At 61.7% G+C, this 18773-nt stretch carries 16 protein-coding genes; 5 read left to right on the top strand and 11 right to left on the bottom strand.

Annotation, left to right across the window (positions count from 1 at the left end; translation table 11 throughout):
- Window positions 1-100: 100 nt before the first annotated feature.
- On the bottom strand, window positions 101-511 hold the full coding sequence (locus JOF28_RS09735; protein WP_209705578.1) for a DUF3151 domain-containing protein: 411 nt from the start codon (window positions 509-511) through the stop codon (window positions 101-103).
- 184 nt (window positions 512-695) lie between these two features.
- On the opposite strand from JOF28_RS09735, the gene JOF28_RS09730 reads away from it, so the two are divergent.
- The 5 genes from JOF28_RS09730 to JOF28_RS09710 are packed head-to-tail and all read left to right on the top strand — an operon-like array spanning window position 696 to window position 7202.
- Window positions 696-2309, top strand: coding sequence for an ABC transporter substrate-binding protein (locus JOF28_RS09730; RefSeq protein WP_209705577.1), 1614 nt, complete (start codon window positions 696-698; stop codon window positions 2307-2309).
- Between the two features lie 21 nt (window positions 2310-2330).
- Window positions 2331-3353, top strand: a complete 1023-nt coding sequence (locus JOF28_RS09725; RefSeq protein WP_342452140.1) for an ABC transporter permease — start codon at window positions 2331-2333, stop codon at window positions 3351-3353.
- Window positions 3350-4216 (top strand): ABC transporter permease, encoded by an 867-nt coding sequence (locus JOF28_RS09720; RefSeq protein ID WP_209705576.1) that lies wholly within the window; start codon window positions 3350-3352, stop codon window positions 4214-4216. The genes JOF28_RS09725 and JOF28_RS09720 overlap by 4 nt, the downstream gene beginning before the upstream one ends.
- Complete coding sequence (locus tag JOF28_RS09715) at window positions 4213-6063, top strand: dipeptide ABC transporter ATP-binding protein (RefSeq protein ID WP_209705575.1); 1851 nt, start codon at window positions 4213-4215, stop codon at window positions 6061-6063. The genes JOF28_RS09720 and JOF28_RS09715 overlap by 4 nt, the downstream gene beginning before the upstream one ends.
- Window positions 6060-7202 (top strand): peptidase C39 family protein, encoded by a 1143-nt coding sequence (locus JOF28_RS09710; protein ID WP_209705574.1) that lies wholly within the window; start codon window positions 6060-6062, stop codon window positions 7200-7202. Before JOF28_RS09715 ends, JOF28_RS09710 begins: the two co-directional genes overlap by 4 nt.
- A gap of 77 nt (window positions 7203-7279) precedes the next feature.
- On the opposite strand, the gene JOF28_RS09705 is transcribed toward JOF28_RS09710, so the two are convergent.
- From JOF28_RS09705 to JOF28_RS09660, 10 genes are all read right to left on the bottom strand, one after another.
- A complete protein-coding gene (locus JOF28_RS09705) occupies window positions 7280-8569 on the bottom strand; it encodes a flavin monoamine oxidase family protein (protein WP_209705573.1) in 1290 nt (429 codons plus the stop codon).
- A 34-nt stretch (window positions 8570-8603) separates the two neighbouring features.
- A complete protein-coding gene (locus JOF28_RS09700) occupies window positions 8604-9680 on the bottom strand; it encodes an alcohol dehydrogenase catalytic domain-containing protein (RefSeq protein ID WP_209705572.1) in 1077 nt (358 codons plus the stop codon).
- Between the two features lie 49 nt (window positions 9681-9729).
- Window positions 9730-10167: a hypothetical protein gene (locus JOF28_RS09695; protein WP_209705571.1), complete on the bottom strand. Its 438-nt coding sequence runs from the start codon at window positions 10165-10167 to the stop codon at window positions 9730-9732.
- Entirely contained in the window at window positions 10164-11801 is a 1638-nt protein-coding gene (locus JOF28_RS09690; RefSeq protein WP_209705570.1) for a GMC oxidoreductase, read from the bottom strand. The genes JOF28_RS09695 and JOF28_RS09690 overlap by 4 nt, the downstream gene beginning before the upstream one ends.
- Before the next feature lie 195 nt (window positions 11802-11996).
- Complete coding sequence (locus tag JOF28_RS09685; protein WP_209705569.1) at window positions 11997-13451, bottom strand: APC family permease; 1455 nt, start codon at window positions 13449-13451, stop codon at window positions 11997-11999.
- 225 nt (window positions 13452-13676) lie between these two features.
- Window positions 13677-14099, bottom strand: a complete 423-nt coding sequence (locus JOF28_RS09680) for a nuclear transport factor 2 family protein (RefSeq protein WP_209705568.1) — start codon at window positions 14097-14099, stop codon at window positions 13677-13679.
- 29 nt (window positions 14100-14128) lie between these two features.
- Entirely contained in the window at window positions 14129-15568 is a 1440-nt protein-coding gene (locus JOF28_RS09675) for an aldehyde dehydrogenase family protein (protein WP_209705567.1), read from the bottom strand.
- Window positions 15569-15611: 43 nt separating this feature from the next.
- Window positions 15612-16340: a cytochrome b/b6 domain-containing protein gene (locus JOF28_RS09670; RefSeq protein WP_245189922.1), complete on the bottom strand. Its 729-nt coding sequence runs from the start codon at window positions 16338-16340 to the stop codon at window positions 15612-15614.
- Between the two features lie 640 nt (window positions 16341-16980).
- Complete coding sequence (locus tag JOF28_RS09665; RefSeq protein ID WP_209705566.1) at window positions 16981-17961, bottom strand: electron transfer flavoprotein subunit alpha/FixB family protein; 981 nt, start codon at window positions 17959-17961, stop codon at window positions 16981-16983.
- Window positions 17962-18001: 40 nt separating this feature from the next.
- Window positions 18002-18772: an electron transfer flavoprotein subunit beta/FixA family protein gene (locus JOF28_RS09660; RefSeq protein ID WP_209705565.1), complete on the bottom strand. Its 771-nt coding sequence runs from the start codon at window positions 18770-18772 to the stop codon at window positions 18002-18004.
- Window position 18773 lies beyond the last annotated feature (1 nt).

Raw genomic sequence — 18773 nt, 5'->3', positions numbered from 1 at the left:
CTTTGCGGACACGGCACTTACTCGTCCAGTCTACCGACGATCGACTGGGTGCGCTCCCGTTCTTCCCCGATGCGTCGGGCAAGAACGGCTGTTTCATCGCTTACGCAGCCTCGATCGCGGCAATCGCGGCCGGATCAGCGCCGTTCAAAAACTCGGTGAGGCGATCGATTTCACTCGTCTCGCCGATGGCGATGGCGCCCCGGCGCAGCGCGTAGAGCGCGTTCAGTACGCCGCGGTTGGGTTCGTGCGACCAGGGCACGGGGCCTGTTCCGCGCCAGCCTGCGCGCCGCAGCGCATCGAGCCCGCGGTGGTAGCCGACGCGGGCAAAGGCATACGCCTCAATCTCGCGGCCTTCGGCGCTGGCAGCGTCTGCGAGGGTCGCCCATGCGAGCGGTGACTCGGGGTGCGCGCGCACGATGGTCTCGGGGTCGCCGCCGGCGGCGAGCGCCGCGAACGCCGTGTCTTCGCCAAGCAGGGTGGGCTCTGGGGCCAGGAGGTTTTCGCCGATCATGGGGCCAGCCTACCCGCTGGTACTGACGGTGTAGCCGGGCCCCGTATGACACAAAACATGAGTGCTTTTCACGCGCAATGTCACGCCCATTGTCACATTCTGTATGTTTCGCTCCACGAGCCGCTATCTCGCGATAATCTAAGCCATTGGTGCATTCCATTTCGTCCGATGAAGGAGCTTGTCTATGCGTCACTCCACTACTGCCCGGCGCCCACGCCGCGCGATCTTGGCGGCCGTGGCCGCAGCTGCTGCTCTCGTGCTGAGCGCGTGCTCGGGCGGCGGCTCTGCAGCCCCCACCACAGAGCTCGTGGATAGCGGCCAGGAGGTCGACTCGATCACCGTCGCCTTCCCCGGCTCACTCGCCAACCTTTACATCGGCCAAGAGGCCGGTATCTTGAACTACTACCTCGCTGCCACCGTGCAGGAGGGTCTCGTCGGCATTGGCGCCGATGGCCAGTTCGGCCCCGCCATCGCTTCCGAGTGGGAGACTCCCGACGACACGACCTACGTCTTCACGCTGCGCGACGACGCCACCTTCCAGAACGGTGACCTGGTCACCCCCGAGGACGTGGTGTTCAGCCTCGAGCAGGCCGCCAACCCCGAGACCTCGCCCAACACGGCGTACTACCTGATGTCACTTGACTCGGTGAAGAAGACCGGCGACCATGAGGTCACCGTCACTACGACGGCACCCGATGCTTCGTTCCTCACTGCGCTCTCAAACGTGGGCGCGTTGACCGTCACCCAGCAGAAGTTCTGGGAAGACAACGACGGCAAGGTCGGCACCAGCCAGTCCCTGCTGATGGGCACCGGCCCCTACGAGGTCACCGAGTTCCAGCCGAACTCGCACGTCACCCTCGAGCGCGTCGACACCTGGTGGGGCGAACTGCCCAAGGTGAAGCAGATTCGCGTTGACTTCATTCCCGACGAGAACACCCGCCTGCTGGCCGCCCAGAAGGGTGACATCGACATTGCGTTCAACGTGCCCCTCAACCAGGCCGAGCAGTGGAAGAAGATTGGCGACGGTCGCGTCGAGGCCGTCAACGACCTGTCATACGTCGGCCTGATGTTCGATCAGAACGTTGCACCGTTTGATGACCCCGATGTGCGCGCCGCTATCGCCAGCGCGGTTGACCGCGACGCGATTGTCGACAAGCTGCTGCGCGGTTACGGCGAGAAGGCCACGACCATCATGACGCCCGAGTCGCTCAGCAAGGCGTACAGCGCCGAAGAGGCACGCAAGCTGCTCGCGGGCATTACGCAGCACGACTTCGATCTCGACCAGGCAAAGAAACTGCTCGAGAAGTCGGGCTCTGCAGACGGCTTCACCACCGAGCTCACGTTCCCCAACACGGGCCCGCAGCTCGGCACCGCGGCACAGTCACTCGCCGAGAACCTGAAGGAGATCGGCATCACGGTCAAGGTGCGCGAGGTACCTCTCGAGGAATGGCTCGCCACGATCGGTGACGGCGAACACGGCCTCGGTTTCATGTGGTACTTCTCCACCACCGGTGACCCCGCCGAGGTGAACAGCTACATGCTGGGGCTTGAGAACCCCAACCACTTCGAGAACCAAGAAGCGGTTGATCTCGTCGCCCAGTCGGGCGCGACCACCGACCCGGCCGAGCGCATCGATGTGCTGCTTGAGCTCGAGCAGCTGAACGCCGATCAGACCGTCAACGCGCCCCTGTGGTGGGGCCAGAGCCTCACCTACTTCGACAACGGCATCGGGGTGCACGACTTCACGCCGTACACGTTCCTCGGGTCGTGGGGCTCGCAGCTGTTCGCAACCAAGTAATCTCAATGACATGGTGACCCGGTGACCTCGATCGATCTCAATCCGGCCCCGCCCCTGAACTCCCCGCGGCAACGCGCGGGAGGCCAGGGGCGGGCGCTCGGTCGCGCCATTGCGGCGCGCATCATCGGGGTCATCGTGATCCTGATCGTCATCTCATTTCTCACGTTCTCGCTGATGTATCTCGCACCGGGCGACCTCGTGAAGAACCTGCTCGGCACTAGGCCGGCCTCACCCGACGCGATCGCGGCCATTCGGGCGCAATATCACCTCGATGACCCGTTCTTTGTGCGCTATCTCGACTGGCTCTGGAGCGCCCTGCGTGGCGATTTTGGGGTCTCGATTCGCATGCAACAGCCCGTCACCACGGTGATCGGGCAGCGCCTCGGCAGCACCGTCGCGCTGATCGTGCTCGCGTTTCTCGTGGCGGTCGTCACCGCGATTCCGCTGGGCATTCTGAGCGCGGCACGCGAGGGCAAGGCCACTGACCGTGTCGCAAGCGCGCTCGCGCTGCTCGGCCTCTCGGCGCCCTCATTTGCGCTCGCGATTTTGCTGCTCTACCTGTTCGCGATGCTAATTCCGCTGTTTCCTGCGTACGGCGGCGGCACCGGCGGCCTCGATACGCTCTGGCATCTCGTGCTCCCCGCGTGCGCGCTTGCCGCCGGCATCGGGGCGATCCTGATGCGCATGACCCGTGCCGCGGTGCTGCGCGAGCTGCAAAGCGACGCGGTCACGTTCGCAAGATCCCGCGGGCTGTCTGAGCGCGAGGTGCGCACCGTCGCCCTGCGCTCGGCCGCGATTCCCATCGTCACCGGAGCCGGCCTGATTCTCACCTTCATCGTGGGCGGCACCATCATCGTGGAAACGGTGTTCGCGCTGCCCGGCATCGGCTCGCTGCTGCAAGAATCGGTGCTGTTTAAAGACCTGCCCGTGGTGCAGGCGGTGACGCTGCTCGTCGCCGCGACCATCGCGGTCATCACGATCTTCGTCGATCTCAGCTACGTGCTGCTCGATCCCCGCGTGCGCGCGAAGGAGCTGAACCGATGACCACCGCACTCCCCCGCACCCCGCGCACCGGCGCGGGCACGTTCACCGCGCGCAAGCGACGCGACTGGACCGTTGTGACCTCGGCCGTGCTGCTGGTGGCCGTCACGATCACGGCCGCGATCTCCCCGCTGCTCGTGGGCCTCGCCACCAAGCAGAGCATTCTCGATTCGCTGCTGCCGCCGGGCAGCCCGGGGCACCTGCTCGGTACCGATGAGCTGGGCCGCGATATTTTGTTGCTCACGCTCGCTGGATCAGGATCAGCCATCGCCGGCCCCGCCGTCATCGCCGTGGGCTCGATGCTGCTTGCCATCGTGTTTGGCACCCTCGCGGGATACCTCGGCGGCATCACCGACACCGTGATTGGGCGCATCGTTGATGTGCTGCTGTCGCTGCCCGTGATGCTGCTCGCGATCGTGGTCGCCGGTATTTTCGGTGCGGGCTACTGGGTGACCGTGGCGCTGCTGGTGCTGCTGTTTTGCCCGTCAGACATTCGCATCGTGCGCGCCGGCGTCACCGAGCAGACGCCCCGCCCCTACGTCGAGGCGGCGCAGATGCTGTCACTGTCGCCCGCCCGCATCATGTACCGCCACATCGTGCCCAATGTCTGGCCGCTGATCCTCACGAACCTGCTGCTCAATCTGGGCATCGCAATCGTCACGCTCTCCTCCCTGTCGTTCCTCGGCATCGGCGTCGCCCCGGGCACCCCCGATTGGGGCCGCCAAATTTCTGACGGGCGCAGCCTCATGGGCGACAATCCCGCCATGCTGATCGTGCCGGCGCTGCTGATTGTGTTCGTCACCATGGCCATCAACTTGCTCGGCGATCACCTCGGTGAGCGCCTGCGCGAACGGGGGCTCCAGTGAGCGAAACCGCTACCGATCTTTCGCCCACAAGCCCCACGGTTTCAGGCCTCACGGTCACGGGACTGTCTGTCTCGGGCCCCGCGGGCACGATCGTCGAGCCGCTCGATTTCGATGTGCGCCCGGGCCACACGCTCGCGATCATTGGCGAATCCGGATCAGGCAAATCCATGACCGCCCGCGCCCTCACCGGCCTACTGCCCCGCGGCACCTCAGCCACGGGCATCGCCGTCATCGACGCGCACGCCACTGATTTGGCTGACACCCGCGATGACACCTGGGCGCAGGTGCGCGGTCGCCGCGCGGTGCTGCTGCTGCAGGATCCGTTCACGAGCCTCAGCCCCGTGATGCGTTGCGGTGCCCAGATCGCGGCCACGATTCGTGCGCGGGCACGCGCTGCCGGCCAGCCGGCACCGTCACGATCCGCGCTCTCGGCCGAAGTCACGAAGCGGCTCGCAGAGGTGCGGCTGCCCGCCACCATTGCACGCCGCTACCCGTCTGAGCTGTCGGGCGGTATGCGTCAGCGCGTCGCGATCGCGGCGGCCCTCGCTGCCGAGCCGCGCCTGCTGATCGCCGATGAGCCCACCACGGCGCTCGATGCGAGCACGCAGGGCGAGGTGCTTGATCTGCTCGCCGAACTGCAGCGCATGCACCACATGAGCCTCATTCTGATCAGTCACGACCTGGGCGTGGTTTCTGGCCGCGCAAACGAGCTGCTCGTGATGCGCTCGGGCGAAGTGGTCGAGCGCGGGGCGACTGAGCGGGTGCTCAGCGATCCGCAGCACCCGTATACGCGGGCGCTCATCGACGCGAACCCCAGCATTACTGATGGGCCCGGCGAGCAGGTGTTCGACTCTGCGGCAGCCGCTGATCCGGCATCGACACCTGGCACAGCGGCGGCAGCAGCAGGCGCCGCCCGCGGCACCGTCGTGCTTGAAGCGCAGGGCCTGTCCAAGCGGTTCGCCAGCGTGCAGGCGCTCAGTGATGCCTCGGTTACGGTGGCCGCGGGCGAAGTCGTCGCCGTCGTCGGCGAATCGGGCTCTGGCAAATCAACGCTCGCGCGCTGCATCGCGGGCCTCGATGTGCCCGACACCGGCACGGTCACGCTCGACGGGCTCTCGCTCCCCACCGGCCGCAAGGGCCGCACCCCGGGTGAGATGCAGATCGTCTTCCAAGACCCCTACTCCACGCTCAACCCGTCGTTCACGGTGCGCCAGGCGTTGCAGGAGGCGCTCAGCGCCGCCCAGCGGCCCGCGTCATCGGTCGACGAGCTGTTGCAGCTTGTCGAACTCGATGTGGCCCTGGCCGATCGTCGCCCCTCGCAGCTCTCGGGCGGGCAGCGCCAGCGCGTGGCCATTGCCCGTGCGCTGGCGCCCAACCCACGGCTGCTGATCTGTGACGAGAGTGTCTCGGCGCTCGATGTGTCGGTGCAGGCACAGATTCTGCGTTTGCTTGCCCGGCTGCGCGATGAGCTCGGTCTCGCCATGCTCTTCATCACGCACGATCTGGGGGTCGTCGCACAGATCGCAAGCCGTGCAATCGTGCTGCGCCAGGGCGAAATCGTTGAGGCCGGCGCCACCAGCGAGGTGCTGCGCAACCCGCAGCATCCGTACACGCAGGTGTTGGTCGCGGCGGCCACCGCTGACAGCATTCAGCGGGCTCCGGCGACTGACCCGAGCGACTCCGCTGCGGACAACGCCACTGCGAGCGCCGCGGCACCCAACGAGGCCCCGGCCGGTACCATCTCAGTCGCACCGGCCGCACCCACGACTACCCAGGTCACGCCCGATACGCTGGCGCCAGCCCCGCTGGCCCCCGGCACGCTGTCCCCTGAGGAGGATCCCCGATGACCACACACGAGATTCACGTCACCGATGGTGCACTCGCCCCCGAAGCCATCACAAGCGAAGCACGCGCCACCCTGTGGAGCACGCCGCGCGAACTTTGGGCACCGCGCACCGTGCGCGTGCACGAAGCAGGTGCCACGCAGGCCGAGCCCGGCCGCGTCGTCGCCTCGACCCTCACCGCTGGCCGCCCCCACACCTCGGCCCGCAAAATCGTCGACGTGTTCGCCGACACCGACGAGGCGTTTCGCGACGCCGTTGCGGCGGCCGTGGCCGATCGCGGCTTCGTGAGCGATACCCGCCCCGAGCCCATCGTCATCAAGTTTGAGGAGCACCCGGGCGCAGCCCCGCTCACTGAGGCTCACGCCGAGATCCTTGCCGATCTGGGGTTTGTGCGCGATGTTGATCCGGTGCCGTCGGTGGAGAGCACCCGGCCAGGGTCAGCAACGCACGCACGCGGCTGGTCGAAGTGGCTCGGTGCGGCCCCCACCCGGCGCGCGCCGTATTACGGGCAGACCACCGACGTCACCTGCGGGGCCGTCACGTCACTGATGATGTTCGAGGGCGCGGGGCTGACGAAGTTCGGGGCTGACGGTGACGCCAACCAGAGCCGTGAGCTGTCGTTCTGGCGCCGGGCCACCAACATGCCGGCGTGCGAACCGGTGGGCCTCGCGGTCGCCACCGCCGAAGAGATCACCGCGACCGGGGTTACGCGTGGGCTCCCCCGCGTGATCTTGAGCGCCGAAGATCTCGTGCTGCTTGAGTGGTACGCCGATCAGCCGCACGAGTACCGGCTGCGCGAGCAGCTGCAGCGTGACTCGCAGCGGGCGGCCAAAGAGCTCGGGGTAGAGATCGAGCGCCGCTGGGTGCCAGTCGAAGAGATCGCTGAGCTCGTGGCCGAGGGTTCAGACGTGTTCTTGCTCATTGACCTCGACCCGCTCATCGGCGACCCGACCCCGCACTGGGTGCTCGCGCACGATGTCATCGGTGACGCGTTGATCGTGTCTGACCCGTGGGTCGAGTCTGAGCAGGGTGAAACCTGGGTCGATACGAGCGAGATGCCCATGCCGTTTTCGGGTGTCGACCTTGTCACCCGCTGGGGCGACCCCGCTTACCGCGGCGTCATCGTGGTGCCGCGCGGCTAGTTTCGTAACCCTAAGCACAACGGCCCGTCACCTCCGAGAGGTGACGGGCCGTTGTTGGTTTACAGAGAACCGCGAGGTTACAGCGACTCGTGGACCTGCGCAGAGACAGCTTTTCCGCTGCGCACTGCGCCCTCCATCCAGCCGGTCCACTGCACCGAGTGGTCAGCGCCGGCGAAATACACCGAACCATGTGGAGCCGCAAATGCGTGGCAGTCGTTATTTACGATCCAACCCGGCTCCACGATCATCGAGGTGCCGTCTGCAAACCTATCTGCGCGCCAATCGTGGCTATCAATTTTGATGACTTCGATGCCTGGTTCAAAGCGTCGCAGCGCATTCTGCACACTTTCAATATCGGTGGCGTTTACCAAGTTATCTTCAACACCAAAACTGCAAACCAATGAGGTCTCGTCTTCAAGTCGGTAGACCTCTGCAGACCACTCGAACCCGGTCTTCCAACCGATCCCGAGGAAGCCCTTCGGAACGTTACGGCAGAGCGCCCAGGACTTGATCGACTGCGACGTAGTACCCTTCTTTGCCATACCACGGGCTGCCTCAGGAAGCTCGGGCGAGAACGTGACGCGGTGAAGCGAGTTAATGGGAACTGTGCAAATAACGCGCTTGGCTACGAAGGTGCCTGTCTCCGTAGTGATCACCACGCCGTCTGCGGTGTCTTCGATGCGGCTAACCGCCTCGTTGTAACGCACGTCAAGATTATTCGCGAGCGCGTTAATGAGCTCCTTGGTGCCGTGCGAATAGCGCTGCGACAAGCCGTAGTGGAGTGCACTCACGTTGTTCCCAAAGCCTGAGAGCATCATGCTGAAGTGCATGACCGAGACGTTCTCAGGACCACAACCGGCATACATCGCGGCCCAGGCGAAGACGAACTCCTTGGTCGCGGTCGGGAGCGCAACGAAGGGAGGCCACTCCGACACAGGAACGTCAAGATCCGAGTAGTCGTCCCCCTCTCGAAGCTCCCCATCTGGCGTACGAAGGAAGGCCTGGTGGAGCGCGATTAACGCCGGCTCCGCGGCTGCGAATTCCTCGGGTGGAATCGGGGCGTGCTTACGCACCTCCCCGCCAGTGGCCCACGAGAAGGAGTCCATGCCTTCTTGGTCAACGAGTTCAACCCCGTACCGGTTGACCTCTTCCATGAGGGCGGTCATCCACACGTTAGAGATCCAGGTACCGCCCATTTCAACGAGGTGGTCGGTGTCTGCAAAGTTGCGGTACCAGGTACGTCCGCCCGGTCGATCGCGGCCTTCCAAGACGAGGACTCGTCGGCCCTGCTCGCTCAAATCACGTGCCGCGGTCAGGCCGGAGAAACCAGCACCGATGACTACAACGTCCCAGCGTTCTTCTGACATCACGTATTCTTCCTCTAAATTAATTTTTCGTGGTTTAGTTAAATCGGATCAAAGGCTTAATGAGCCCTGGAGCACCATCACGCACGTCAGCGAACGCCTGCAGTGCAGCGTCGAACGAGTACTCGTGCGTGAACACTGGCGTGACATCCACTCGGTGTCGTTCGATGAGACGGAGCAATCGCCCTGTACGTTCTCCGCCAGAGCGCTGGAACCTGGAACGAATGGTCTTATCTCCAACGCCCCAGCCCCAGCTCGGAAGCGGAATGGTGAGGCTGTCGTCGCCACCGGCGTAGGTCGCGATCACGCTTATTTCTCCCCCGAGACGGGTAGCTTCGATTGCCTGCGCGAACGCTGCTTTTGAACCAGAAGCTTCAACCGCAAGATCAACGCCTACTCCGTCTGTGAGCCGGAGGATCTCTGCCATAACGTCATGTTCGGCGTGGTTGAGAGCCATATCTGCCCCCATGCGCTGTGCCACGTCTTCGCTGCCCGCGCGCGAACGCACTGCGATGACAAGCCCGGCACCCGCAACGCTGGCCGCGGCAATCGCACCCAGGCCGATATGCCCCTGACCGAAGACCACAACGGTACCGCCAAGCGGCAAACCGGTTTCTTCGATTGCGGTTGAGCCTGTCGAAAAGGAGTCAGAGATAAATACGGCGCCGGCGTCTGAGACCGCGTCAGGGACCTTAGCAAGGTTCACTTCGGCATCGGGCACGATGAAATATTCTGCGAGCGTGCCGTCCCTGGACACTCCGGGTGAATAGCCACCCCACATCTCTCCGCGGCAATGCCCGCCAAAGCCACGTTGACAGTTCGCGCACCGGCCACAGGGAGTCGTCGAGGCAGAAACGGCACGATCGCCCACCGCGAACCCCGTGACCATTGAGCCGATCTCTTGAACCACGCCTACCGCTTCATGGCCGATGATAATGCCAGGAAGCACAGATTCAGCGTCTCCTTCGGCGGCAACCACATCGAAGGAGCCTGAGGCTGCTGCCGGGTCTGCCGAGCACATCGAAGCCGCCGTGGTGCGCACCAAGATATCCCTTGGGCCCACGCTGGGCACGTCACGCTCTTCAAACGCCACCGCCCCGCCCCGAGCAACCAAGGCGCACATTGTCCTTGGTGTCGTTGTCTGCTGAGTCATTTGGTCACCGTCAGGCTTCTGTGGGAGTGGGCACGAAAATAGGACCACGTGCCTCTACGGGGGCAATCAGCTCTTCGCTGCACAGCTGGTCTGGAGTTGCGAGAGACACGGGTGCCCGTACTTGGCCCGGGTAGCTGAGCTTCTCGCGCACCTGGGTAGACATGTAATAAGCAGCATGGAGCGCGAACACCAAGCGTTCAGCGTCTTCCCCGAACCAGCTCTCAATAACATCAAAACTGAGCTCCACACCGGCCGCACGCTCACCCGCGAGCCGCACAAGGGGCTCGAGCGTGGGGTCGGCGCGCAGCACCATATCGAGCAGCTCGCCCTGGGCATCTACCGCGGACGCGCTCGGCAGCGTGTCAGTGCCGGGAAGCAGCACATCCATGATGCGTGTCACTTCAGCACGCGTAGCTTCATCCAGTCGGGTGGTGATGTCTAGATTCACAGTGGCACTTCCTGATCTGCCGCGGTTTCCATGAGGTGTTCTGCGGCGCGTGCCGCGAAAGCTGCAATGGTCGGGGTCGGGTTTACTGACGACGAGGTGGTGAACACGCTGCCGTCCATCACAAACAAGTTCGGCACGTCGTGCGAGCGACCGAATCCATCAACGACCGAACGTTCGGGATCGTTGCCGGCTCGGGCGGTGCCCAGGGTGTGCCAACCAACCGCGGGCATCCAGGGAACCGTCTTAGTCTCGATAGCGCCGGCCGCCATATGTGCCTCTTCCATGCGCTCCACGTTCCAGTCAAGGTTGCGCTTGCTGTCATCCGAGAGGCGGTAGGTGATCTTGGGGGCAGGAAGGCCCGAACCATCGGTGAGATCCTTGCTCAGCGATACGAAGTTGCTCTCACTCGGCATATCTTCGATGGAGGCCGTCCACTCAAAGGATTTTCCGAGCGCCCGTTCCACGATGCGCTGGCCGGCGGCCCCAGTTCGCTCTGCCAGCGGCAGATCTGAATAGCGTTCCAGTACATCCATCGGGCCAGGAATGCCCATGGCGGCCCACTTCGCGCCCCGCTGGAACCCGCGGCTCAGGTCTGTTTCCGCGAATTGAAGGGAGTACAGGTTGGCGCCCAGCGGCCCCATCCAGCTCTCAAGATTCTCCTCGTAGATTCCGAGCACCCCGACGAACGGATGCATCATGAGGTTCTTACCGACGAGCCCCGAGGAGTTCGCGAGACCGTCAGGGAACAGGCTCGAGGTCGACATCTGCAGCAGGCGCGGCGTCCCAATGCCATTGCCGCACACGATAACGGTTTTGGCGGAAGTGTGGTGTTCTTTGCCTTCTGCGTCGATCCAGGTCGCTCCGGTTGCCAGCCCTCGCTTATTGACCGTCACCTCGCGCACGCGTGCCTCGGTAATAATCTGTGCACCTGCCGCGATCGCGGCTGGCCACATAGCCACGTCAAACGCGCCCTTGGCGCCCTCAGGGCAGCCTGACATACACATGGCCCACCGGGCACATGCGCCACGGTCGCCTTGGTTCTTGGTCATGATGGCGTGCGTGCCAGGCCACCAGTGCCAACCCAATTTGTTCATGCCCGCGGCAGCTTTAACGCCAAGTCGCCCAATCGGAGCCTCACGCATCGGGGGCGTCACGCCACCTGGATACGCGGGATCTCCGGGCCGTCCTGAAGAACCGATCATCTCGTCCACGAGATCGTAGTACGGCTCAAGGTCTTCATAGCTCATAGGCCAGTCATCAGCGAAGCCATACAAACTCTTGATGCGAAAATCGGAGGGGATGAACCTAGGCCACTCGGCTCCGAAGAAGACCGTACTTCCGCCGACGCCATTGAAGTTAATCGGGTGGACTTCAGCGTCCGTAACGTCACACGGGTAGTCCCAAGCACCTTTGCGAACATTCGGGTTCGGGTTCCACTCGCGAGCGGTGAATACCTCACGCTCGGGCTTAGCGCTCGGTAAGTCGAGCCGGCTCACCCATCCGCCCTGCTCTAGGCAGGTGACAGAGAAGCCGCTCTCCGCAAGGATTCGGGCAGCGGTGGCACCCGAGGCACCTGCTCCGACGATCAAGACATCGGCCGGCTCATCATTGGCCCGTTGTATCTGAGGTGTCATGATTGGAACTCCTTTGGTCGTCACGGATGGCCTCTTCACAAGTCTCTCTCGTTCAAAGAGCCAGTGGGATTGTGCGCTTCACCAACGATGTCCTAGAGAGTTTGTGAAATCACCGAGGCGGGTGTGCGGAGCTGCCGCGGCGTCTCTGTTTGTGCAGCGCTAGCACACCGCACAGACAGAGACGCTTCCTTGTACCTAGTTGTCGCGGCGCCCGACGTTGCGATAAATCTCGGGCTTCTTCTTCTTCAGGTAATACCCAAGGCCGACACCGCTGAGGATGAATGCCCAGCACACCGAAAGCATTATCAATGCCGGGGTGCCAACAAGCCCACTCAACAGATCGAATCGAACCGTTGCGAACACTGTAGTAATCGCAAAGATTCCACCCCCGATGAACATCAAGGCCGCATGGAACAGGTTGCTTGTCTTGTGTTTGAGCATGTAAACGCCAATCGCGAATGACACCATCGTCACAAGGATCACCATGCCGTAAGTGAGGAACGAGGCAATTGTTGCGTAGAGGATGTCGTCTGGAACCCCAGAGATCGCAATTCCAGCAACGCCGACTGCACACACCACCGATACCGCAATCGATGCTTTGTACGGCGAAACATTCTTAGGATGAATCGCAGCAAGTGACTTCGGCAGAATACGATCCTTGCCAAAGTTATAGACGTAGCGCGTCAGAATGTTATGCGAGGCCAACTGCAAGGCGAAGGCACTAGTAAATAGCAAAATATTTGCGAAGAGGTAGGCCGCTTCTCCAACGTATTCGCGAACGCTCTGGCCCGCGGCACCTGCGATGTCCTGACCTAAGACTTCCAAAATAACTCCGGGACCGTACGCGTAGATAAATACCCACGAGAGCAGCGCGTAGCAAATCGCCAGAAGCGCAATAACGCCGTACGTAGCGCGCTTGATAGTGCGGTCCGGGTCGCGTACTTCTTCTCTGAAGATTACCGTTGCTTCAAACCCACCAAAAATAGTGATTGCAAAGAGCGCTCCGACAGCCAGCGCTCCAGAAAACATGTACTCCGGCTTAAACGAGTCAAGTCCAAAGCCGTTTGCGCCGCCCTGCGCAATCACGGCAATGATGTACGCAATGATGAGCAAAAACTCCAGTGTCAGGAAAACGTACAACACTTTGGCTGACAGCTGAATGTTGAAATACCCTAGAAAACCTACTGCTACCACGCAGACCAGACCTACCGTCCACCACGGAACCCGCTCAGCACCGAAGAAGTTCTCCAGAAGATCGGAGAATGCCGTGCCCGCAATAGCGTACACACTCAATACCGCGGCGAAGTACGTGAAAATAGCAGTAAACCCGGTTCCAAGACCAGCCATTCGGCCAAGTCCCGCAGAGACCAAAGCATAAAAACCACCGGGCCGCTTCAACGCTGACGAGACATTAATCAATCCGCTCGCAATCACCAGCAGCAGCGAGCCGGCAGCGAGGATCATTGCCGGCGCCCCTACCCCGTTACCCCACAGGATAAGCACGGGGAGGAATCCCATAAAAACGACGGCTGGGCCGTTATAGGCAATGACGGTAAACATGACGTCGATGACGCCTAGGTTTCCGTGTAATTGGCCTTCCTCACGAATGTCAGGCGGGATGATTGCGGCTAGGCCGGTCTCTGTACTCATGACTGATGCTCCTTTGCAACAAAGAATAGATTGAACTCTTAATCGAGCTCTGCTCTCCTATCAATCTAGAATTCTTTGCGCTATCGCCATTCGGTAATATTACAAATCGCCACGAGCTGTTTAGTACTTTGACAACACAAAAACGGGGCCGACTCATACGCCGCAGTCTGAACTGCGGGATATGAATCGTCCCCGTAATGCCGGCACCAAAACAGCTGCTTGGCGTTATGCGTCTTCGCTCACCACCAGCTGCTTCTGCAGCGACTCGCTGTCCCAGTAGAACCGCTCGTGCACCACAAGCCCGTCTCTAAAGGTGTCGACGATGACGTACTTGAAGTTCACTCGTCGGGGAGATTCGGGGGAGAAAGGCTCACTTACCCAGTCCGCGGTCACATCAAGTTCCCCAAAAACGGTGTCTTCGTTCTGGGCAACCTTAGTGATATTGACGTCTACATTCGCAAGGTCTGCGAAGTAGTCGACGAGGAAGCCACGAGCTGCAGCGTGCCCCTCGAAGGGGGCCGCGGGGTCGGCCATGTCCTGCAGAACACAGTCCTCACTAAATGTGGTCATCAGCTGCTCGACGTTACGTTCGCCGTATGCCGCCATCTGCTTATGAAACACATCAAGAATTGTTGGATTCGTTGTCATCACTGAACTTCCTTACCTGAGAGTTATTCTTAGTTGGACTGGACCATGACGTGCTTGTACCGGGAATACTCCTCGATCGCCATCATGGAAAGCTCTTTTCCGTATCCCGATTCGCCGAAGCCGCCGAAGGGTGCATCCGGAATAACCTGCATGTGGGTATTCACCCACACCGTGCCGAAGTCGAGTTCGCGGGTTGCCCTCTGGGAGACGTTCAGGTCGTTCGTCCAGACGCTCGCGGCGAGCCCGTAAGGCGTGCCATTCGCCCAGGTGAGCATTTCTTCTTCGTTTCGAGCGCGCTGAATCGATACCACGGGACCAAACACCTCTTGCTGGATGATCTCTGAGTCCTGTGCCGCATCAAGCACGACAGTTGGCTGAACAAAGTAGCCATCACCAACGAACCCTTCGCCGCCACGAGCGATCGTCGCGTAGGACTTCGCACGATCAACGTACCCCTGGACCGAGTCACGCTGCACGTCTGAAACTAGCGGCCCCATCGTGGATGCCTCGTCGAGCCCGGCGCCCATGCGAATCCGATCTACCTCTGCAAGGTAGTGGGGTACGAATTCATCGTATGCGGCTTCGTGGACGATTACCCGGCACGCTGCCGTGCAATCCTGTCCCGCCCCCACGTAACCGGTAGCCACGAGCTCCGCGGCCGCTTTCGCGAGGTCAATACCGGGGTGCACAAGAACAGGTGCTTTGCCGCCCAGTTCCAAGTGCATGCGCTTCAGCGATCCGGCGCCAGTCGCTGCAACTTGCTTGCCCGTATTCGTTGAACCGGTAAGCGATAGCAGCGAGACGCGGGGGTGTGCTGCAAGGGCCTTGCCGCCCAGTGAATCGCCGAGCACAAGGTTGACTACGCCGGGAGGGAAGATCTCGCTCGCGAGTTCAAACAGGCGCGTGGTGGTGAGCGGAGTTACCCGGCTCACCTTCATTACCAGCGTATTACCTGCGGCGAGGGCGGGCGCAATTTTCCATAGGGCTTCCAACAGCGGTGCGTTCCACGGAATGACGAGTCCAACGACTCCCAAAGGTTCACGTTCGACTCGAGAGTGGAGGCCCGGCGCGACCTCACCCAGGCTTGTCCCGTGAGCGACCCTAATGGCGCCCGCGAAGTACCGCAGTGTGTCCCAGTGATATGGCATGTCTGCGCGGGCAGCACTAATTGGTTTTCCAACGTCAAGCGACTCAAGACGCGCAAAGTTCTCTTGCTCAGCCGCGACAGCGTCTGCGAGCTTGTGGAGCAACTCGGAACGCTCGGCCGCGCTCGTGCGACGCCAGGTTTTGAAGGCGAGTGAGGCAGCGTTGACGGCCATGTCGACGTGCTGTTCGGTGGCGACTGCCTGCGCAGCGATTTCCTTGCCCGTGCTCGGGTCGAAGACCGGGAGCGTCGTGTTCCCAGCGACTCTCTCGCCACCGATGATGTGCTCCAGCAGAGGGAGAGTGGGTGTGTCGATTGTGCTCATTTGAAACGCACCTTTCCGGATATGTTCATGAATCAGTTCAAAGCTACTTAGAAAGCGAGCCGAACTTCTCTGCAATGGGCTGCATGAAGAGCGGCTTCGTCAGTACCCAGCCAGCGGCAATGACGATCAGCGAACCCACAAAGATCGCAAGACCCCAGCCGTCAACAACGTCTCGCGAGGTATACATGTGGTTCAGGTTCTTGAGCACGCCCGTGAACATCACGAGGAAGACGTGCACAGCGGTGAACGCTACGAAGTAGATCATCACCGGGAAGTGGATGGCGCGCGCCCACTCAACCGGATAGATCTTGGTCAAGCGCGAATTCTGATCTGGCCACCACGTCGAGAACCGGATGCCTGAGATCACGGCGAGGGGAGCTGCAATGAATACCGTGACGAAGTAAGCGATCATCTGCAGTGCGTTGTAGTGCAGCCAGCCATTTTCGTGCGGCCAGTTGAGCGATACATACTGCAACCCGGCTGACACCATGTTCGGGAAAACATCCCAGCTGGTTGGCACAATCTTCATCCACTGCCCGGTCACGAAGAGCAGCACGACAAAGATCAGTCCGTTAAGCATCCAGAAAACATCGAGTGCCTGATGAATCCACTGCGAAATGCTGACCTTCTTGGGTGTGCTCCCCTTCGGGGAGAAGAATGAGCGCGCCTTGGGAGTGAAGTATGCGGGCGCCTTCTTCTCGTTGCGCACCTGCAATCCAGTGCGCACGATCAACACCATGAAGAACATGTTGAAGAAGTGCTGCCAGCCCATCCATCCAGGAAGACCTGTTGGTGCGGAGTCAGGAAGCGTTGGACTTCCCGGATTCCTCAGTAGAAAATCCTGCACCTCAGGCAGAGTACGTAGCCATCGAGCAGCTAACACCGCCACCACAACGAGCACCACTACCCCACCAATAAGTGGCAGCACCTTTCGCCACGGCACCCGCGCCGACAAGCCAGACTTTGACGGCTTATCAGGAGCTTTGGCTACCACCGGTGTGGCTGCCGCAGGCTGTGTCGGTGGCGCAGCGGCTCGCATGCGGGATGGGGCCTGGCCTTCTGGCATGGGCTGCGCTCCCATGCGTGCTCGCGCGACCGGGGGCGCCCCTGTGGCGGATGCACCGGGGGGCGTCTGAGCCTCAGGAGAGGCCTTTGCGCCTCCCATGCGGGTACGAGCCACTGGAGGAGTAGCCGCTGCTGCTGGCGCCGCTTCGGCGGCCGGGGCACTTGACGCGGCGTGCACGCCGCCCATGCGGGTGCGCTGACGCGGTGCCGCAGCTACAGTCGGCGCCGCTGATTCTGCTGCCGCCTCTACTGGAGGCGTTTGCGGGCGCGGAGCCCCCATGCGCTGCTTACGCGGAGCCGAATTGCTGACTTCCTCTGACATGATGCTTCCTCAGTGGGTTGTGTGGTTACGCTGCGCGACGCTGGTTGATCGCTTCGATCAACTGCGGCACAACGGTGAATACATCGCCTACGATTCCAAAGTCTGCGACCTCGAAAATCGGTGCGTCTGCGTCCTTGTTAATTGCGACGATGAACTTCGAGGTTTGCATGCCGGCACGGTGCTGGATCGCACCCGAGATGCCAAGTGCAATGTAGAGCTGAGGTGTCACGGTGATACCCGTCTGACCGACCTGGTATGACTGGGGCACGTATCCAGCATCTACCGCAGCACGCGAGGCACCCACGCCGGCGCCAAGCGCGTCAGCAAGCTGTTCGACGAGTGCGAACTGCTCCTTACTTCCTAGACCGCGGCCGCCCGAGACGACGGTGCCTGCCTCACGCAGGGCCGGTCGGTCGGACTCCGCGACCAATGCTTCAACCGCAACGGTCTCAGCCGCTCTGCCCGCGCTCTGAGGCGCGTCAAGCACGACGCTCTCAGGATTCTCTATCGCCGGAGCCTGCCCTTCGACGGCGCCTGCCCGAACCGTTGCGACAAGAATCCCCCCGTCAACAGCGGACTCAGTGCGGTAGTCGCCACCGAATACTGAGTGCTCCACGATAACTTCGTCACCGTCGGCATCAAAACGAAGGCCAGTCGCATCTACAGCCAGTGCTCCGTTCAGCCGGATCGTGAGCCTGCCCGCGAGTGAGCGTGAATCATTAGTATTCGGAAGCAATACCGCGTGCGGTGCAGAAACGGCAACAGCCGCCGCAATAGCGTCCACCTGGCTCACGCCAAAGCCGCTTCCCGTCAGCGATCCGACATACACTGTCGTCGCGCCGAGCTTCCCGAGCTGCGCTACGACTGGGGTGCTGTCCACTCCAGAGGGAAGCAGTACTACTGCTTGCGGAGTACCCGCCTCAGCAGCCGCAGCGAGGAGGCCGGCAGCATTTGCCTTGAGCGCACCATCGCGTGAAGTTTCAACAAATGCAAGGATGTTTGCCATTTTTCGATTCCTAAGTTCAGTAATTGCGATGCGCTGGTAGCTAGATCAGGCGGTTCGAAGCCATGAAATCAACAAGTGCCGCCACTGCGGTGCCGTCGTCTTCGACCTTGGTGCCGGCAGTGCGTGCCGGGCGAAGCGCTGCCGAGACCATCACAGAGTTCGCGGCACGCTCTTCGCCAACAGCAACGTCAGCAAGGGTCCAGGTCTCAAGCGGCTTCTTCTTCGCCTGCATGATCCCCTTAAAGTTCGGGAAGCGGGCCTCTGCAGAGCGTTCGGTCACCGACGCCACTGCAGGAAGGGACGCAGAGAGTCGCAACGTCTCTGCCTCAACCGTGACAGAGCCAGCAACCGTGCCCTCAGTGATCTCGAGCTCGTTGAGTGAAGGCAGAACGGGCCAGCCCAAGTACTCGGCAACCATGGACGGAACAACGCCGCCACGGCCATCAGTTGACTCATTACCGGCAAGAACCAGATCAGGAGCGATCCGTTCAACGGCGGCAGCAATGATCTGAGACGTACGGGCCGCGTCTGCACCGGCGATGTTCGGGTCTGAGACGATCACTGCAGAGTCAGCGCCCATGGCGAGGAACTTGCGTACCGAAGTCACCGCGGTGTCAGGGACAACAGCGAGAACCACGATCTCTGCCTCAGCACCGCCGTCACGGTAACGCAAAGCATGCTCCAGCGTGCGCTCATTGATCTCGTCAGGGACTGGCTCCGATGCCACCCGATCAAGAATGCCGGTCTCAGAGTTCAGCATTCGCGTTGCTGCGGTGTCGGGTACTTCCTTGATGAGCACCAAGATCTTCATG

It is taken from the genome of Leucobacter exalbidus, from assembly GCF_017834145.1.
Classification (GTDB): Bacteria; Actinomycetota; Actinomycetes; order Actinomycetales; family Microbacteriaceae; genus Leucobacter; species Leucobacter exalbidus.
The sequence above is the reverse complement of the archived record's forward strand: the minus strand, read 5'-3'. Positions and strand labels throughout refer to the sequence as shown.